The organism is Mesorhizobium sp. ESP6-5 (assembly GCF_020164695.1).
Lineage (GTDB): Bacteria > Pseudomonadota > Alphaproteobacteria > Rhizobiales > Rhizobiaceae > Mesorhizobium > Mesorhizobium australicum.
Genome location: NZ_JAIUGR010000001.1, coordinates 436,430 through 454,000 on the forward strand (window position 1 = coordinate 436,430; position 17,571 = coordinate 454,000).

A 17,571-nucleotide genomic window follows, 5' to 3' on the forward strand; every position below is an offset into this window, starting at 1 on the left:
TGCGGGGGGGTCACCCCCGCATCCGTTCGAAATTCGCATCGAACAGCGGCGCCGCCTGAATGCGCGCCGCATGCCGTTTGCCCAGCAATTCGATTTCGAAGCCGTCGCTCTCCTCTGCGATCTCCTTCGGCACATAGCCGACAGCGACCGACTTCTTCGAATGATGGGCATAGCCGCCCGACGTCACCCAGCCGCGCACCGCGCCACCGAACCAGATCGGTTCGTCGCCGATGACATCGGCATCGTCGGCATCGACGATGAAGGCGCGCAGCCGCAACTTGCCGCCCTGTTTGCGCTCGGCCAGAGCCGCCGCCTTGCCGATGAAATCTGCGTCCTTGCCGTAGGCGACGAAACGATCGATGCCGGCTTCCAGCGGCCCATAGATCGGCCGGTATTCGCGCCCCCATGAGCCGTAGTTCTTCTCCAGCCGCAGCGCGTTGAGCGCGCGCGAGCCGAACAGACCGATGCCGAATTCCGCCCCCGCCGCCATCAGCGCCTGATAGGCGGCACGCTGATATTCCGGCGCCACCCAGATCTCGTAGCCGAGATCGCCGGTGTAGCTGACGCGGCCGACCAGGCACGGCGCCATGCCGACATCCATCTTGCCGACGGCCATGAAGGGAAATGCCACGTTCGAGATGTCGTAGCGCGTGGCTTTCGCCAGCACGTCCCTGGCCTTTGGGCCGGCAATCGACAGGCCGGTAAGCTTTTGTCCCAGCGCTTCGATATGGACCGAGCCATCATCGGGCAGATGCTGCTCGAACCAGCGCATGTGATATTGCTCGGCAATGCCGGAGCCGGCCAGGAACCAGCCCCCTTCTTCCCGACCTTGGGGGCTGAGATTGGCCAGCGTGAAATCGCCGATCAGCCTGCCGTCATCCTTCAGCATCGGGGCGAGCGCCATCCGGCCGGGCTTCGGCAGCTTGCAGGCGAGCATCCGGTCGAGCCAGGCCGCGGCCCCCTCGCCCGTCACCTTGTATTTGGCGAAGCTCGATATCTCCGACAGGCCGACGCCTGCGCGAACCGTCGCGACTTCGGCCGCGACATGGCTGAAGTCGCTCGAGCGCCGCCATGAGAACTCGTCCTTGACGCCTTCCGGCGCGTACCAGAGCGGCACTTCCAGCCCGTAGGCGACGCCCCACTGCGCACCCTTGGCCGACAACAAGTCATAGACGGGCGTCGTCTTTAGCGGCCGCCCGGCCGGCAGTTCCTCGTTGGGGAAGCGGATCGAAAAACGCCGGGAATAGTTTTCGCGCACCTTGGCGTTGGTGTAGGCCATCGTCGCCCAGTCGCCGTAGCGCGCAACATCCATCGCCCAGATGTCGGCGCCGGGATCGCCCTCGATCATCCAGTTGGATAGCGCCAGACCAACGCCACCGCCCTGGCTGAAGCCGGCCATGACGCCGCAGGCGACCCAGAAGCCCGGCAGGCCGCGCACCGGCCCGACCAGCGGGTTGCCGTCGGGCGCGAAAGTGAAGGGCCCATTGATGATCTGCTTGATGCCGGTGTTCTGGAAAGCCGGGAAATGCCGGAAACCGACCTCGAGCGACGGCGCGATGCGGTCGATATCCGGCGCCAGCAATTCATGGCCGAAATTCCACGGCGTCTGGTATTCTGACCATGGTTTGTTGGCTTTCTCATAGGTGCCCATCAGCATGCCGCCGCGTTCCTGGCGCAGATAGAGTTCGCCGTCGAAATCGACCGCATGGATGATTTCGGTGCCGGTTTTCTGGTTCCAGGCGGCAACCTCCGGCATGTCCTCGGTGATCAGGTACATGTGCTCCATCGCCAGTACTGGCAGTTCGAGCCCAACCATGCGGCCGACCTCGCGCGCCCACAGGCCGCCGGCATTGACGACATGCTCGGCCACCACCTCGCCCTTGTTGGTGATGACGCGCCACAGCCCGTCGGGACGGCGCACGATATCCTCGACCTTGGTGAAGCGCTCCACCTCGGCGCCGAGTTTTCGTGCCGCCTTGGCATAGGCGTGGGTGACACCGGAGGGATCGAGGTGGCCGTCCTCCTTGTTGCGGACGGCGCCGACGAACTGCTTGGGATCGAGCAGCGGCATCAGTTCGGCCGCCTCTTTCGGGGAGATTTCCTCCAGCTCGATGCCGAGATAACGGCCCTTGGCGACCATCCCGCGCAGCCAGTCGAGCCGCGCCTCGGTGGCCGCAAGAAGCACGCCGCCGGTCAGGTGGACGCCGGTTGCCTGGCCCGACAGCTCCTCGATCTCCTTGTAGAGGTTGATGGTGTATTTCTGCAGCTTGGCGACGTTGGGATCGCCATTGATCGTGTGCATGCCGCCAGCCGCGTGCCAGGTCGAGCCTGAAGTCAGCTCGTCGCGCTCCAGCAGCACGACGTCGGTCCACCCATGACGGGCGAGATGGAACAGCACCGAACATCCGACGACGCCACCGCCGATGACCACGACCTTTGCATGCGATTTCATGGTTTCTTCTCTGATGTCAGTTAGTTGGATGGGTGGGATGATTCAAAACGGGACGTTCGTGGCGCATCACGGCTCGCCCTGTCCGATCGCTTCCTTGCGCTTGGCCACATAGGCCTCGAGCGCTTCGCGCACGGCGATGTCCATCACCGGCTCGACATAATCCTCCAGCGCCTTCTTCCACAGCCGCGTCGCGCGCGCGGTCGCGTCGAGGCCGCCGGCCTCCTGCCAGGCCTCGTAATTCTGCCAGTTGGAGAGCATCGGCTGGTAGAAGGCGGTGGCGTAGCGCTCCAGCGTGTGCGGCTCGCCGAAGAAATGGCCGCCGGTCGGCACCGCGCCCAGCGCCTCGACGGCAAGTTCGGCCTCATCGACCACGATCGGGCGCAAAAACTCCATCATGTGCTGGATCACCTCGACGTCGATGATGAATTTCTCGAACGAAGCCGTCAGCCCGCCCTCCTGCCAGCCGGCGGCGTGGTAGACGAGATTGCCATGGCCAAGCACCGCGCCCCACAACGCCATCAGGGTCTCATAGGCGCCTTGCGCGTCGGCGACGTTGGAAGCCGAACCGGGCGTCGTCCGGTATGGCAGGCCATAGCGGCGCGCCAATTGACCCGAAGCAATGTTGGCCTTGGTGTTTTCAGGCGTGCCGAAGGCCGGCGCGCCCGACTTCATGTCGACATTGGAGGTGAAGGCGCCGTACATCACGGGCGCGCCTGGCCGCACCAGCTGCGTCAGCACCACGCCGAACAGCGCCTCGGCATTCTGCTGCGCCAGCGCCCCGGCCAGCGTCACCGGGCTCATCGCCCCCATCAACGTGAACGGTGTCACCGCCACCGACTGCCCGTACTCGGCCATGGTCATCAGCCCCTCGGCCATCATCTCGTCGAAGCGACGCGGCGAGTTGACAGAGATGATGGTGGCAATGCCGGGATCATCAGCCATCTGATCCAGCGTCATCCCACGCGCGATCGCCATCATCTCGATGCCGTCCAGCGCCCTGCCCCGGCCGATCGCCGAGACATGAAAACTCTTGTCGGTCAGCGTCAGATTGGTGAAGTACGTATCGAGATGGCGTGAGTTGGCCGGCAGTTCGACCGGTGCGCAGACCTGGTTGCCAAGCATGTGGACGCAGTTGAAATGCTGCGCCAGCCTGGTCAGATCAGCATAGTCGCGCAGATTGCCGGCACGGCGGCCCCGCTCCATGTCATGCACATTGGGAGGACCCGCAACCAGCGTGAAATTGATGGTGTTGCCGCCGAGATGGATTGTGTTGGCTGGATTGCGTGGGGTCAGCGTATAGCCGGACCGCGTTGTCTTCAGCGCCGCGTCGATCATGCCGCGATCGACGCGCACATTGGCCGAGGCGTGATCGACCTTGGCGCCGGCCTTCTCGAACAGCGACAGCGCACGCGGGCTCATCACCTCGATGCCGAAATTCTCCAATATGTGCATCGACGCCTGATGGATCGCCTCGATCTGGTCTGGTGACAGCAAGGCCATCGGCGGATAGGGATTGATCACCCGCCTGGGCCGCAGCTGTGCGATGGGCGCTGGCCCCCGGTTGCTGGTACGCTCGGCGCCGCGCTTGCGTCTTGGTTCGGTCATGCCGGCATCAAAGCTTCGGTAAACCGCGCAAGCTGTCAGAAATGCGCCGTTTACGGGCGTGATTTTAGCCAAGGCGGCATATGCTCAGCACGACTTTATAAAAGGCGACAATTGGCGTCGGAATACAGCTATGGCATTTTCTCACCTGACCGTGCCGACGAGGCGTTAACAGCGGCAGCAAGATTCCCTTTATGATTTCGGCCTATTGCTCATCCAATGCATAGGTCGAGTTTTAGTAAAATTGTAGCGGTTGGCGTGCTGCTGGCACTTTCGGCCTGCGCGACGGCACCCAGTCACATCAACAATGTCTGCGCCGTCTTCGACCAGAACGATGGCTGGTTCGACAATTGGCAGTCGGGTGCCGAGCGCGCTTCACAGAAATACGGCGTGCCGGTGCCGGTGCTGATGGCAACGGTGCGCAAGGAATCCGGCTTCAAGAGCAACGCCCGGCCGCCGCGCACCAAACTGCTCGGCTTCATTCCGTGGAAACATGTCTCCTCGGCCACCGGCTTCTCGCAGGCGCTGGACGGCACCTGGTCGCAATATCAGCGCGAAACCGGCAACTGGGCGGCGCGGCGCACGAGATTCGCCGACGCCGTCGACTTCGTCGGCTGGTATCATTCCAAGACAGCCGACACATACGGCGTCGCGCGCAACGACACCTACAACCTCTACCTCGCCTATTACCTAGGCTGGACCGCCTATGGCCGCGGCAATCGTGGCGATGCCGGCGTCCAGGGCTACGCACGGGCCACCGACAAGATGGCCCGCGACTATGCTGTTCAGCTGCAGCAATGCGGGAGCTGATGTCCTGTCCGCGCTAATGCGGCTTTGTCGTGTCCTTCGGTTTTGAATCACCGGTTTCCGACACCTCGTCGCGGACTTCGTGGCGACGGGCCCGCGAAACGGCGTCCGCCTCCTCGGCGGCCTCCCCGATCGCGTCGGCCTCAGCACCCGCTACCTTGCCATGTGGCCGCTTCGGCGGTTCGCCGGCAAAGCCCGGACCTTCGCCATGCGGCGCGTCGTCAGGCACGCCTTCATGGGCAGCATGTTCCCTGTCGAACTTGATCACCGGCTCCATGGTCTTGAGCACGTCGTCGGAGAGCCAGCACAGGCTCATATGGCCATCGCCGAGATTCTTGACCGGCGGCACCTTGGTCTCGCACAGATTGTCAGGCACCAGCTTCTTGTAGCCACAACGTGTCTGGAACGGACAGCCGGACGGCGGGTTCATCGCCGAGGGGATGTCACCTTCCAGCACGATGTGCTTCTTGACCACGCTGGTGTCTGCAATCGGGATCGCCGAGAGCAGCGCCTCGGTATAGGGGTGATAGGGCGGCGCGAAGATCTGGTCTGTCGTGCCTTGCTCGACGATATAGCCGAGATACATGACGACGACGCGGTCAGCGATGTAGCGCACGACCGAGAGATCGTGGCTGATGAACAGCATCGTCGTCTTGTTCTTGCGCTGGATGTCCATCAGCAGTTCCGTCACCGCCGCCTGCACCGAGACATCGAGCGCCGAAACCGGCTCGTCGGCCACCACCACCTTGGCGTCGCCGGCGAAGGCTCGCGCCACGCCGATACGCTGCTTCTGGCCGCCGGAAAGCTGGCGCGGCTTGCGGGTTTCGAACGCCCGCGGCAGTTTCACCAGGTCGAGCAGTTCCAGCATGCGCTTGCGCCGGTCGGCAACGGTCTTGCCGACGTTGAATTTTTCCAGCGTCCGGATGATCTGCGACCCGACCGAATGGCTGGGGTTCAGCGTGTCGAACGGGTTCTGGAACACCATCTGGATCGACGACACGGTGTCGACGCTGCGCTTCTCGATGCCGGTCGACTGGATTTCCTTGTTGCCGAGCGTGACGCTGCCGGAGCTGGCGGTTTCCAGTCCGAGCAGTACCTTGGCAAGCGTCGACTTACCGCAGCCGGATTCGCCGACGATGGCCACGGTCTCGGATTCGCGTGCCATGAACGATATCGTCTCGTTGGCCTTGACGACGCGGCCTTCGCTCGAGCCGAACACCTCGCTGCCGCCGACCTTGTAGTATTTCCGCAGGTCCTCGATCTTGAGTACCGGCGCGCCGGGCACGACGCGCTCATTCACCTTCTTGGCGCCGGGCGGCAATGCCTCCCAATCGATCTCGTTGAAGCGCACGCAGCGCGAGAAATGGCCCTCGTGTCCGGCGACTTCGATCATCGGGATTTCGGCGGCGTTGCAGACGCCCTCGACGAAATGGTGGCAGCGCGGGCCGAAATTGCAGCCTTTGGGCCGTTCGTGCGGCAGTGGCAATTGCCCCGGGATCGAGATCAGCGGCCGCGAGTTCTTGTCGGCGCCAGGCAGCGGGATCGAACGGAACAGCCCCTGCGTATAGGGGTGGCGCATCCGGTCGAAGACGTCCTTGATCTTGCCGGTCTCGACTGCCTCGCCCGAATACATCACCGTGATGCGGTCGCAGGTTTCCAGGATGAGGCCGAGATTGTGCGACACGAAGATCATCGAGGTGCCGAACTTCTCGCCCAACCCCTTGACCAGATCGACAATGCCCGCTTCCACGGTTACGTCGAGCGCCGTCGTCGGCTCGTCGAGCAGAAGCAGCGCCGGCTTCGACAGCAGCGCCATGGCGATAACGATGCGCTGCTGCTGGCCGCCGGAAAGCTGGTGCGGATAGGAGCGCATCATGCGCTCGGGATCGGGAAGCTTGACCGAGCGCACCATTTCGAGCGCCCTGGAGTAGGCCTCTTTCGTCGACACCTTGTCGTGGATCAACGGCACTTCCATCAGCTGCTGGCCGATCTTCATCGCCGGATTGAGGCTGGCCATCGGCTCCTGGTAGATCATGGCGATCTTGTTGCCGCGGATGGCGCGCAGCTCCTCGTCGGAGAGCTCGCCCATGTCCTTGCCCTGGAACTTGATCTTGCCGCCAACGATCTTTCCGATGTTGGAGAGGTCGCGCATGATGCCGAGCGACACGGTCGACTTGCCGCAACCGGATTCGCCGACGATGCCCATCGCCTCGCCCGGCATGACCGTGCAGGAAAAGTCCATGACGGCCGGTATCTCGCCCTTGCGGGTGAAGAAGGAGATCGAAAGGTTCTCGATCTCGATGATCGGCTGTGCCGGATTTCGAACTGCCTCGTTCATGGGTCGCTCCAATCCTTATTCTTGGCCAAGTGGGATCTGAGACCCCGCCGTCAATCCTTCATCGATTGCTCACGCAGTGAGTCGGCGAGCAGGTTGAGACCCAGCACGAACGACATCAACGCGATCGTCGGCGGCAGCGCCGGGTGAATAAAGGACCGCAGCAATCGGCTGGCATCCTTGATCGCCGTACCCCAGTCCGGGCTCTCGGGCGCGAGGCCCAGGCCGAAGTAACCCAGCGTGCCGAGCAGTATGGTGGTGTAGCCGATGCGCAGGCAGGCATCGACAATCAGCGGCCCGCGCGCATTGGGCAGGATCTCCCACAGCATGATGTACCAAGGCGATTCACCGCGCGTCTGCGCCGCCGCCACATAGTCGCGCGTCTTGATGTCCATCACCAGGCCGCGCACGATGCGGAACACGCCAGGGCTGGAGGCGAACACCACCGCCACGAAGATATTGAGCTGGTTGGGATCGATGTGGACGATGTGCAGCGGGTCCCTGTCGAAGACGAGGCCGAGATAGATCCAGCCGCCTATGATCAGTGTCAGGCCGAGCAGGATGTAAATCCGGTCGGGCCGGTTCTTGTAGCGTGTCCAGAACAGCACGCTGAAGAAAATGATCGGAAACAGGAAGAAGACGCCGGCCAGCGCATAGGGGATCGGCGTGTCCATGATGCCCGGCGTCACCAGCAGGTAGAACAGGAGGATCACCGGGAAGGCCAGCACGAGGTTGGCCAGGAACGACAGGATGGAATCGATCTTGCCGCCGTAGTAGCCGGCCGGCAGGCCAAGCGTGATGCCGACCATGAGCGCGAAACCGGTCGCGGCGGGTGCGATGATCAGCACGATCTGGCTGCCATAGACCATGCGCGAGAACACGTCGCGGGCGAGCTTGTCGCCGCCGAAGAGGTAGACGAGCCCCGATTGCGGTTCGATGGCGCCCGGCAGCGTGTCCTTCATGATCGGGATCTGGCCGAGCGGATCGAAAGGCGAGATGGTCGAGGCGAAAATCGCCGTGAACAGCCAGAACAGGCAGATGAACACGCCCGCTATGCCGACGCCGCTGTCGAACAACTGGCCGTAGAGCGCCAGCTTCTTCTTGTAGAGAAAGCTCGCACCCATGACGATGGCGAGCGCGGCCCAGACCGGCCAGAAGCGCCAGAGCACTTCGAGGATGATGGTGGAGGCGCCGATATATTGAGCTTGCATGCGCCTTCTCCCTACTGAACGCGGATGCGCGGATTGAGGAATGCGTAGCCGACGTCGGAAATGAGCTGGGTGATCAGCACGATGAACACCGAGACCAGCGAACAGCCGAGCAGAAGATCGATGTCGTTGTTGCCGGCGGCCTCGACCAGCGTGTAGCCGAAGCCCTGGTAGCGGAACATCACCTCGACGATGACGACGCCGGTGAGCAGCCAGGGGAACTGCAGCATGATGACGGTGAACGGTGCGATCAACGCGTTGCGCAGCGCGTGCTTGACCACGACGCTTTTGAAGGAAAGCCCCTTCAGGCGTGCCGTGCGGATATATTGCTGCGTCATCACCTCGACCATCGAGGCGCGTGTCATGCGTGCGATATAGCCGATGCCGTAGATCGCCAGCGTGATCACCGGCAGGGTGAAATTGTAGAACGTGATGCCCTGGCTTGCTGAGGCGGCCGACCCGTTCAGCCAGCCGAGCCAGGAGGCGAAGATGACGGTGAAGATGACACCCGACACATATTCAGGCGTCGCCGTCGAGGCGATCGAGGCGATCGACAGCACGCGATCGGTGCGCGACCCCTCCCGCATGCCGGCAAGGATGCCAACCAGCAGCGACACCGGCACCATTACGCCCAGCACGCAGAGCATCAGAATGCCGGTAGCGCCCAGCGCAGGGAACAGCTTGGCCGCGACCGTGGTCTTGAACTTGGTCGAGCAGCCGAAATCACCCTCGATCACGCCGGAGAATGTCGGCACGGCCGGGTCATTGCAGAAGGAGAAGCGCTGCGTGGTCTTTCCGGTCGCCGGATCCGTGATCGGCTGCTTGGGCACGACGCCGAGCCACTGGCCATAGCGAACGAAGAAATTCTGGCGATAGCCGTGATTGACCAGCCAGCTTTCAAGTTGCTCCGCCGATGTGTGCATTTCGGTCTGGCTGATCGCCAGCTTTTTCAGATTGGGTTCGAGATTGACGAGGAAGAAGACGACCAGCGTCAGGCACAGCATCGTGAGCAGTATCGTGCCGATGCGTCTGATGATGAATGAGAACATTGTGCCCCCCTGCCGGCCGGGTTGGGGTCAGATATGGTCAACCCTGTGACGAAAACCTTGTAGCGTCCCGCCGCCGCTGCATCCAATGCAACGGCGACGATCCTGCGAATATGAGGGGCAGGCGCCCCTCATATTCATCAAGCAGCGGTCACGCCTGATCGAGCCAGACCTTGCCGAAATCGTGCTCGTAGGTGGGGTGCATCGAGTGGTTCTTCACCTCGGGCTTGATGTTGATGTAGAGCTTGCGCCAGTAAGGCTGGATGATGATGCCGGAATCCTGCAGCATCTGCTCGATGTCCTTCATCACCACCTTGCGCTTCTCCGCATCGGCGATGCCGAGCGCCTCGTTGACCTTCTTGTCGAAGTCCGGATTGGCATAGGCCGTCTCGTTCCAGGCTTCGCCCGAGCGGTAGGCGATGGCGATGACCTGGATGCCAAGCGGACGCATGTTCCAGTTGGTCTCCGAGAATGGATACTTCGTCCAGTCGTTCCAGAAGGTCGAGCTCGGCAGCACGGTGCGCTTCACCTTGATGCCGGCCTCGCGCAGCTGGGCCGCGATCGCGTCCGTGGTGTTCTTGTGGTAGTCCTCGTCGTTGCTGATCAGCTCGTGTTCGAAATCGATCACGCCGGCTTCCGTCAGCATCTGCTTGGCCTTGGCGACGTCGCGCTTGATCTTCGGCAGTTCGACATATTCCGGATGGATCGGCGCGACATGGTGGTTTTCGGCCGGCGTGCCGGCATTGCCGTAGCCGAGCTGCAGGACCACCGAATTGTCGACGGCCAGGCACATCGCCTGACGCACCTTCTGGTCGCCATAAGGCTTGGCGTTGACGTTGAAGCGCGACACCACGGTAGCCGCGGTCACCACTTCCGAAGGCGGCGCACCGACGTCCGCGATGATCTTGACGTAGTCGGCGGTCGTTTCGTGGTTGGTCTGCACTTCGCCCGATTCGAAGGCCGAAACGGTCGCGGCCGGATCGGTGCCGTAGTCGATGAACTCGACGCCGTCGAGGAAGGCTTCGCCCTGCCACCACTTGCCGGTCGTGCGGCGCTTGTAGACCACCTTCTGGCCGACATCATAGGAGACGAGCTCGAACGGACCAGTGCCGATCGGGCAGTTCTTGAAGTTGGCGCCCTTCTCGTCGAAGCTCTTGTGGACGACGAGGCCGGGATAGTCGCACAGGTTCGGGATGATGGCGATGTCGGGCTTCGACAGCTTCAGTTTGACGGTCATGTCGTCGACCTTAACGATCGACCCTTCGCGCAACTTCTTGGTCTTTTCGTCGACGAGGCTGCCGAGACGTCCAGGCATCGAGTTGCCTTCGGCTGATTTGTCGGCCCAGCGGGTGAAATTGTAGATCACGTCATCGGCGGTGAACTTGTCGCCATTGTTCCATTCGACGCCAGGCCGCACATGCAGCGTGTACTCGGTGGCGTCGTCGTTGATGTCCCAGCTTGCCAGCAGATATGGAGCGAATGTGTACTCCTTGGTGTATTTCACCAGCGGCTCGAGCGCCTGGCGCTCGGCGTTGGAAATCTCGGACCAGTCGGCGGTACGCGGATCCTTGGGATCCTTGACCGACATCGCCACTTTCAGCACGCCGCCCTTCTTGCCCTGGACGTCCTCGGCCTTGGCCGGAGTCGGAGCGGCAAGGCCGAGCAGGCCGTAGGCCATAGCGGTCGAGGCACCGAAGACGCTGGCGAGCGCGAGGAATTCGCGGCGATCGACTTTGCCCGACTTGGCTTCTTCGGCCATCGCCAGGATGTGATCCGGAACGCTGTCGCCGTTGCTCTTATAGATTGTCATGACTAACTCCCATTGTTGGCTTTCCGCCGATTAACATTCCGCATCCGGGCCATGATGTCAAAGACGGCATGGATTGGGAACATGTTAGCGAATGTGCAACTTTGGAAGGGGGGCAGTTCGCGTGATAGCGACAGTCTTGGCGCAAAATTGCTAGTGCGCCCAGATTTCGCCAAAATCTCTTCGGGCAATTAAATTGAGACATTCGCACTGGTTACGACAGCGCCAGTTGCGGCCAGGATGAAGGCCAGGCCCTCAATATTCCTTCTCGTAGAAGATGCCGCCCTTGGCTTCGCCGGCGTCCGTCGCCTCGCCGCGCAATTTGACGCCGCGCCCGACATTGAGATCGATGGTCGCCTTGCCGGAACCCGGCTTGTCGCCTTTCTGGATGGTCACATAGGTGCGGTCGTTCAGGTACTTGCCGGCCGAGACCGCCGTGCCGCCCTTATCATCGGTGGTCACGTCGAGGTCGTCGACGCCGATGGCGCTGCGCAGGTTTTCCAGAAGCGACGTCGAACCGCCGACGCCGGCCAATTGTCCGGCGGCCTCGGCCAGCTGCGCGATCTGCAGCGGCGACAGGTTCGACATCGACCGCCCGAAGATCAACTGCGCCAGCACCTCGTCCTCCGGCAGCGCAGGCACCGAACTGAAGGTGAATTTGGGATTGGTCGCCTCGCCCGACACCACGATGGTGACGGTCGCGCCGGTCGTCGTCGTCGTCGCCGTCAGATTGAGGTAAGGCACCAGCGAACCCGAGAACCCGACCGTGCCTTCGGTGAAGGTCAGCCGCTTGCCAAGGATCGACAGCCGGCCGCGCTGCAAGGTGAAGGTGCCGACGGCTTGCGGCGACGAGGCCGGGCCGGTTAGCTTGAGCGAGCCACCGAATTCGGCGTCGACACCCCGGCCCTGGATGAAGATCTGGTTCGGCGCGTTGACCGTGACGTCGAGTGCAAGGCCGCTGCCACCGCTCTTGCCGCTGGTCGTGGCCGGGCGCAGCGCCTTGTCCTGCGCCCTGACCGGACCCGGCGCATTCTTGTGCTTGACGTCGAGCGCCGAGAGTGAGCCCGGCAATTTGTCCGGGACCGTGATGACGGTCTTGGCCAGGTTGACGGTGCCGGCAATCGCCGGTGCCGAAGTCAGCGGCCCCTTGATCGTCAGGTCGCCGCCAAGGTTGGCGGTCACCACGCGACCGTCCGTATAACGACCGTCCGTGAGCTTGATCGACAGGTCGGCCGGGAATCCTTGCGCCGGATTGATGCCGACCGTGCCACTGGCCGACAGGCTGCCGCGCGTCGACAGGGTTCCGGTCAACCGATTGACCCTGGCAACGCCATTGCCGATCGAGACATCGGCCGCGATATCGTTGATGGCAAGGCCCGAGCGTGCATCGACCAGCCGCGCGCCGGAGGTTTTGACGCTGCCGCCGATCACCGGAGATGTCGCCGGACCACGCACCTGGACATTGACGTTGGCGTTGCCGGTCAGCGACAAGCCCTGCGCGGCAAGTTTCTCGCTGAGAAGGCCGAATGGCACCGCACCGTTGAAGTCGAGCGCCAGCGCCGGAGTGCCCACCGTCGTCACCGTGCCGCCGCCCTTGAGCCCAAGGCCGGCCCCGTCGCTGATATTGGCGTTGAAGGCCAGCTTGTTGCCGGCAAAGGTGCCGGACGAAGAAACGCTCACCGCGCCGACGCCCGCGCCACGGGTCTGCGATGTCTGCACGCCGGCCGCGTCTATGTTGAAGGCAACCGCGGGGCTCGCCGGTGCGCCCGTCACCTTCACCGTGCCGGAAATGGAACCCGCGGCATCGAGCCCGGGCGAAAAACTGTTGGCGAGCGACATCGGCACGCGTGCCAGCACCGCATTGATGTCGAGCGCCTGCCCGACCTTGCCGGTCACCGTCGCGGTGCCGCCGCCAAGGTTGAGCACCAGCCTGTCCAACGTCGTCGTGCCATTGGCGATGCTGACGGTCGAGGCCTGGGCGATGGCCGCCTTGATGCCCTGGACGGTCGCCTGGCCTGAAGCAAGCTCGATGGTGGTCGTCCCGTTGGCTACCTTCACCCGGCCTGCCGCCTGCGCCGGAATGCCCTTGACCGTCGCTCCACCGGAAAAGCCGGTCCAGTCGCCATCGCGCTTCAAATCGACATTGATGCCGCTGATCACCGTACCGCCCGAGGTGACGGTGTCGGCGCGGATCTTGCCTGAAATCACGGGAGCGGCGAGATAATTGGCGATCAGCGCATCGACCGAGACGGCCTTCGCCTGCAGGTCGCCGCGTATGATCGAGTCGGTCGTCGCCTTGATGGCGACCTGCGGCGCCGCGCCATTCCTGGAGAAGGCGATCGTGCCGCGAACGTCGCCTTCGGCCTTTTCCAGTGCCAGTGCGGCAAGCGGCCCGATGTCGGGGAGGTCGAGCGAAATGGTGCCTTCAGGCACGAACTTGTCGTCCAGCGCCAGATCGCCCGAGATCCGGTTCTTGCCCAGCGACAGCAGCAGGCCGTTGATGGCGCTCTTGCCGTTCGCCGTTGCCAGCACGGCACTCCCCTGCAGCGCCTGCCCGGCGACATTGCCGGTGAGTTGGACATTGGCCGCCGGATTGGCGGCATCGGCCTTGCCGGTGGCCGTGAGCTTCAATCCGGTGATCTCGCGCGATGCCACCGAGAGCCTGTCGCTGTTGACGGTAAGCGACAGGTCGGGCGCCATGGCCGGCCCTTGCGCGCTCAACGCGAAGGCGATGGCGCCCGTGGCATCCTTCGACAATGGCGAGATGTCGCTCAGCGTCCCCCTGATATCGGCGGTTATCTTGTTGTCGGCAAGGCTTGCCTGTCCGTCGGCGCTTAGCGCGCCGGAAGCCAGCTTCAATCCACCGATGTGGAGATTGCCGTTGGGTTCGCGCTTCAGCGTGGCGCTTATCTGGGCGCGGTCGCCAAGCATGCCGCGCGTCGCCGCCGGCAAGGCCGACGATGGCGCATCCGCCTTCAGATTGAGATCGATGGCACCGTCACGCAGCGATACCTGACCGGCCACCTGGCTGCTCAGCGCATCGCTTTTCAGCGAGCCGCTGTCGATAGCCACAGTGTCGGCGCTCAGCCGGGCGCTGAGCGCGGCCGTGACCTTGCCGGCGATAAGCGGCGCGATCGTTGGATTGTCGAGCCCAACCTTGTCCACCGATACCGTTCCGGAAACCGGCCCGGCGCGATTCCGGAGATCGAATGCGTCCGAGTGCAGTGCGAGGGTCAGTCCGTCCACCTTCGCCGGGCTGGTAACGACCGAGGGCAGGATCACGGAAAGGTCCAGTCGGGCATGCGTGCTTTCGCCCGCGATTTTAGCCGATACTGATCGGACCTCGATCTTGACGGGGCTCTCGGCGCTGCCGACGGTCAGCGGCAGGCTGGGGCCCGACGAGGTCAGATCGATGGCAAAATCGCTCGCCCCGTTCGGATTGATGGTGCCTGTCGCCTGCCCGGAGACCTTGTCGCCGGACAGGGTTGCATGGTCGAGGGCGACGCCGCCGGCGATCGTGTAGCTGCCGGCCGCATCGACGGCGAGCGGTCCGAGCCCTGCCTGGCGGGTCTGGCTGGTCTCGGCACCGGCCAGTTTCGCGTTGAACCGGATATCGGGAATTGCCGGCGCTCCGCTCACTTCAGCGATACCGTCAAGCATTCCCGTGGCATCCAGGCCAGGCGAAAACGCATTGGCAAGCGCTGCCGGCAAGGCGGAGACCTGCGCCGCCAGATCGAGCGTCTCGCCGGCGCTGCCCGACAGCGCCACCTTGCCGCCGCCAATATCGAGCGCCAGCTTCTCGATCTTGGCCGCACCGTCGGCGATGGTCAGAGCCGACGGTTCGGCGACCGCCGCCTTGATGCCGCGAACGGTGGCCTCGCCCGAGGCGATCTCGACGCTGGTCGTGCCCTCGGCGATCTTCACCCGGCCGGCAGCGGTTGCAGGAATGCCCGCTATGGTCGCGCCACCAGTGAAATCGGTCCAGTCGCCGTCGCGCTTGAGGTCGACGCCGATGCCGCTGATTTCCGTGCTTCCCGAAGTGACCGCATCGGCCTTGATGGTGCCCGAGATCGCCGGCGCCTTGAGATAATTGGCGACCAGCGCATTGATGGCGATCGCTTTGGCCGTCACCTCGCCACGCGCGACCGAGGTGCTCTTGGCATCGATGGCAATGGACGGTGCATCGCCGTCCTTGGCGAACAGGATGGTGCCGTTGATGTCGCCGGTCACCGCCTGGCCGGCGAGCGCGGCCAACTGGTCGATGGCAGGTGCGGCGAGCGTCAGCGTGCCCAGGGGCATGAACTTTTCGTCGAGCGCCAGGTCGCCCGAGACCTTGTTGTCGCCCAGCGACACCAGGAAGCCATTGATCGAACGCTTGCCCTCGCTGGTCACCAGGGCCGCCTTGATGTCGAGCGGCTGGTCGTTGACGGCGCCGGTCAGCGAGACGTTGGCGGAAGGGTTCGTTATGTCGGCCTTGCCGCTCGCGCTCAGCTTGATGGCCTTCACCGTGCGGCCCGAAGCGGTCAGGCTCTCGCTGTTGGCGCTAACGGTGAAATCCGGCGCGGTCATCGCGCCGCTTGCCGACAGCGCGAAATCGACCCCGCCGGCAACCGGCACGCCGACCGTCGGCGACAACACCGAGACATCGCCCAATTTGCCCTTGATGTCGGCCTGGATGTCAGTGCCTTGCATGCTGGCCGTACCGCTGGCGCTGAGCGATCCTGAAGTGAGTTCGATCGAGTTTGCGGCGAAAGAGCCCTGCGGATCGCGCGATGCCGTGGCCGAGAATTTCACCCGCCCGCCGAGCACCGAGGCGATCTGCTGGGGAAACGCGGTCGCCACGGCATCGGCATTCATTTTGAGCTGCATCGACATGTCGGCGAGCGCCACCGTCGCCGTCAGCGAGGCATTGACCGCATCGGAGCGCAGCGTACCCTGATCGATGGCAATAACGGCGTCCTTGCTGATCGAACCGGCCAGATCGACATTGACCTTGCCGGTGATCAGCGGCGCCAACGTCGCGACGTCGGTTTTCAGGCCGCCCGCCTCCAGCTTGACGGCAACCGGGCCGGCGCGGTTCTGGATATCGAAACCATCGGAATGGATTTGCGCCGCCAGATCGTCCAGCCGCGTGCCGCCGGCGACGATCGAAACGAAGGAGGCGCCGATGTCGACGATCGGCGCCCTGCCGTCGCCGAAGGCGCGCGCGGTGGCGTTCTTGATCGCCAGCGTGATCGGCTGCGCCTTGCTGCCGACGCTGATCACCACGGGCGGGCCCTTGGCGGCGAGTTCGACCGACAGGTCGCTGGCGCCGGCAGGATCGGCAATGCCGGACGCGGTGCCGTGTACCGCATCGCTCTCGATGCTGGCCCGGTCGATGCTGATACCGCCGACCGACGTGGCGGTGCCCGCGACATCGAAGCTGGTCTTGCCGGCAAACAGGGGCTTCAGGTTTTCCGGCAGGAAGCGCGCAAAATCGCCGTCACCCTTTGCTTCGACATGATTGCCCTTGTCGGTGAGCTGGTGACGGCCGGTGAGTTGGGTGACGATCCGATGGTCGACGAGGAAGGTGCCGACACCGCTCCAGTTGGCAAGCGGCCCACTGCCCGAAACCACGATATCGACTGGTGGCGCATCCGGCAGCTTGAGCAGGTTGGCAATGATGCCGCCGGCCGGCTCCGATGCCTTGAGGTCGAGGTCCAGCTTGTTATCGGCGGGTGCGAAATGGATCTTGGCGTCGACATTGCCCTGTTTGCCGTCGTGACGGGTGACATTGAGCACCGTCTGGACCGCCAGTGGCGCGGCATCGGCCTTGAGCATTCCCTTGGCCGCGAGCTCGGCGATGCCGCTGCCGGCCAGTTGCTGGCCAAGCGCGATTTCCGGCAGCTCGATCTGCTTGATGTCGATGGAGACCGGCAGCGTCGTAGTGCCGCTCTGCGCGGGCGGCTGCGTACCGGCCACCGGCAGGCGTGCCAGTTCGACGCGATCGGCGGCGATGCGATCGGCGCTGAAGCTTTTGGACAGAAGTGCCGTCGGCGACCAGTCGACGGCCACCTTGCGCGCCACCAGCCAGGCGCCCTCACGGTCCTCAAGCACGACATGGTCGACGCTGAGATTACCCGACCAGATGCCGTTGATGCCGCTGACGGTGACCTTGCGGTCGTCGCTTGAAGCCAGCCGCGAAATGATGCCGGCGAGGTTGTCGCGCCCGCGCTCGGTCTTGGTCAGCACGACCAGCGCGCCGATCGCACCCGCGACCACGATCAGCAGCGTGTAAAGGACAATGCGAAGGATGCGCCAGACCGTCTTCATCG

Annotated in this window: 8 protein-coding genes; 1 reads left to right on the plus strand and 7 read right to left on the minus strand. The window is 63.6% G+C overall.

Features of this window, described 5'->3' with window-relative positions:
- Positions 1–10: 10 nt before the first annotated feature.
- Positions 11–2,452, minus strand: coding sequence for an FAD-dependent oxidoreductase (locus LB524_RS02125; RefSeq protein ID WP_224523404.1), 2,442 nt, complete (start codon positions 2,450–2,452; stop codon positions 11–13).
- A 66-nt stretch (positions 2,453–2,518) separates the two neighbouring features.
- The gene (locus LB524_RS02130; RefSeq protein WP_224523406.1) at positions 2,519–4,057 is read right to left on the minus strand and encodes a trimethylamine methyltransferase family protein; all 1,539 of its coding nucleotides are present in this window, start codon (positions 4,055–4,057) and stop codon (positions 2,519–2,521) included.
- Positions 4,058–4,273: 216 nt separating this feature from the next.
- Here LB524_RS02130 and LB524_RS02135 point away from each other — a divergent pair, with 216 nt between their 5' ends.
- A complete protein-coding gene (locus LB524_RS02135; RefSeq protein ID WP_224523407.1) occupies positions 4,274–4,864 on the plus strand; it encodes a transglycosylase SLT domain-containing protein in 591 nt (196 codons plus the stop codon).
- Positions 4,865–4,877: 13 nt separating this feature from the next.
- Here the strand turns inward: LB524_RS02135 and LB524_RS02140 are convergent, their stop codons facing one another.
- From LB524_RS02140 to LB524_RS02160, 5 genes are all read right to left on the minus strand, one after another.
- On the minus strand, positions 4,878–7,199 hold the full coding sequence (locus LB524_RS02140; RefSeq protein ID WP_015317137.1) for an ABC transporter ATP-binding protein: 2,322 nt from the start codon (positions 7,197–7,199) through the stop codon (positions 4,878–4,880).
- 50 nt (positions 7,200–7,249) lie between these two features.
- Positions 7,250–8,407: an ABC transporter permease gene (locus LB524_RS02145; RefSeq protein ID WP_015317136.1), complete on the minus strand. Its 1,158-nt coding sequence runs from the start codon at positions 8,405–8,407 to the stop codon at positions 7,250–7,252.
- 11 nt (positions 8,408–8,418) lie between these two features.
- The gene (locus LB524_RS02150) at positions 8,419–9,453 is read right to left on the minus strand and encodes an ABC transporter permease (protein ID WP_015317135.1); all 1,035 of its coding nucleotides are present in this window, start codon (positions 9,451–9,453) and stop codon (positions 8,419–8,421) included.
- Between the two features lie 148 nt (positions 9,454–9,601).
- On the minus strand, positions 9,602–11,260 hold the full coding sequence (locus LB524_RS02155; RefSeq protein WP_015317134.1) for an ABC transporter substrate-binding protein: 1,659 nt from the start codon (positions 11,258–11,260) through the stop codon (positions 9,602–9,604).
- A gap of 252 nt (positions 11,261–11,512) precedes the next feature.
- Positions 11,513–17,569 (minus strand): translocation/assembly module TamB domain-containing protein, encoded by a 6,057-nt coding sequence (locus LB524_RS02160; protein WP_224523410.1) that lies wholly within the window; start codon positions 17,567–17,569, stop codon positions 11,513–11,515.
- Positions 17,570–17,571: the final 2 nt, after the last annotated feature.

Coding starts and splice junctions, on each gene's coding strand:
- LB524_RS02125 (WP_224523404.1), bottom strand. CDS start 2,452: ATGAAATCGCATGCAAAGGTCGTGGTCATCGGCGGTGGCGTCGTCGGA.
- LB524_RS02130 (WP_224523406.1), bottom strand. CDS start 4,057: ATGACCGAACCAAGACGCAAGCGCGGCGCCGAGCGTACCAGCAACCGG.
- LB524_RS02135 (WP_224523407.1), top strand. CDS start 4,274: ATGCATAGGTCGAGTTTTAGTAAAATTGTAGCGGTTGGCGTGCTGCTG.
- LB524_RS02140 (WP_015317137.1), bottom strand. CDS start 7,199: ATGAACGAGGCAGTTCGAAATCCGGCACAGCCGATCATCGAGATCGAG.
- LB524_RS02145 (WP_015317136.1), bottom strand. CDS start 8,407: ATGCAAGCTCAATATATCGGCGCCTCCACCATCATCCTCGAAGTGCTC.
- LB524_RS02150 (WP_015317135.1), bottom strand. CDS start 9,453: ATGTTCTCATTCATCATCAGACGCATCGGCACGATACTGCTCACGATG.
- LB524_RS02155 (WP_015317134.1), bottom strand. CDS start 11,260: ATGACAATCTATAAGAGCAACGGCGACAGCGTTCCGGATCACATCCTG.
- LB524_RS02160 (WP_224523410.1), bottom strand. CDS start 17,569: ATGAAGACGGTCTGGCGCATCCTTCGCATTGTCCTTTACACGCTGCTG.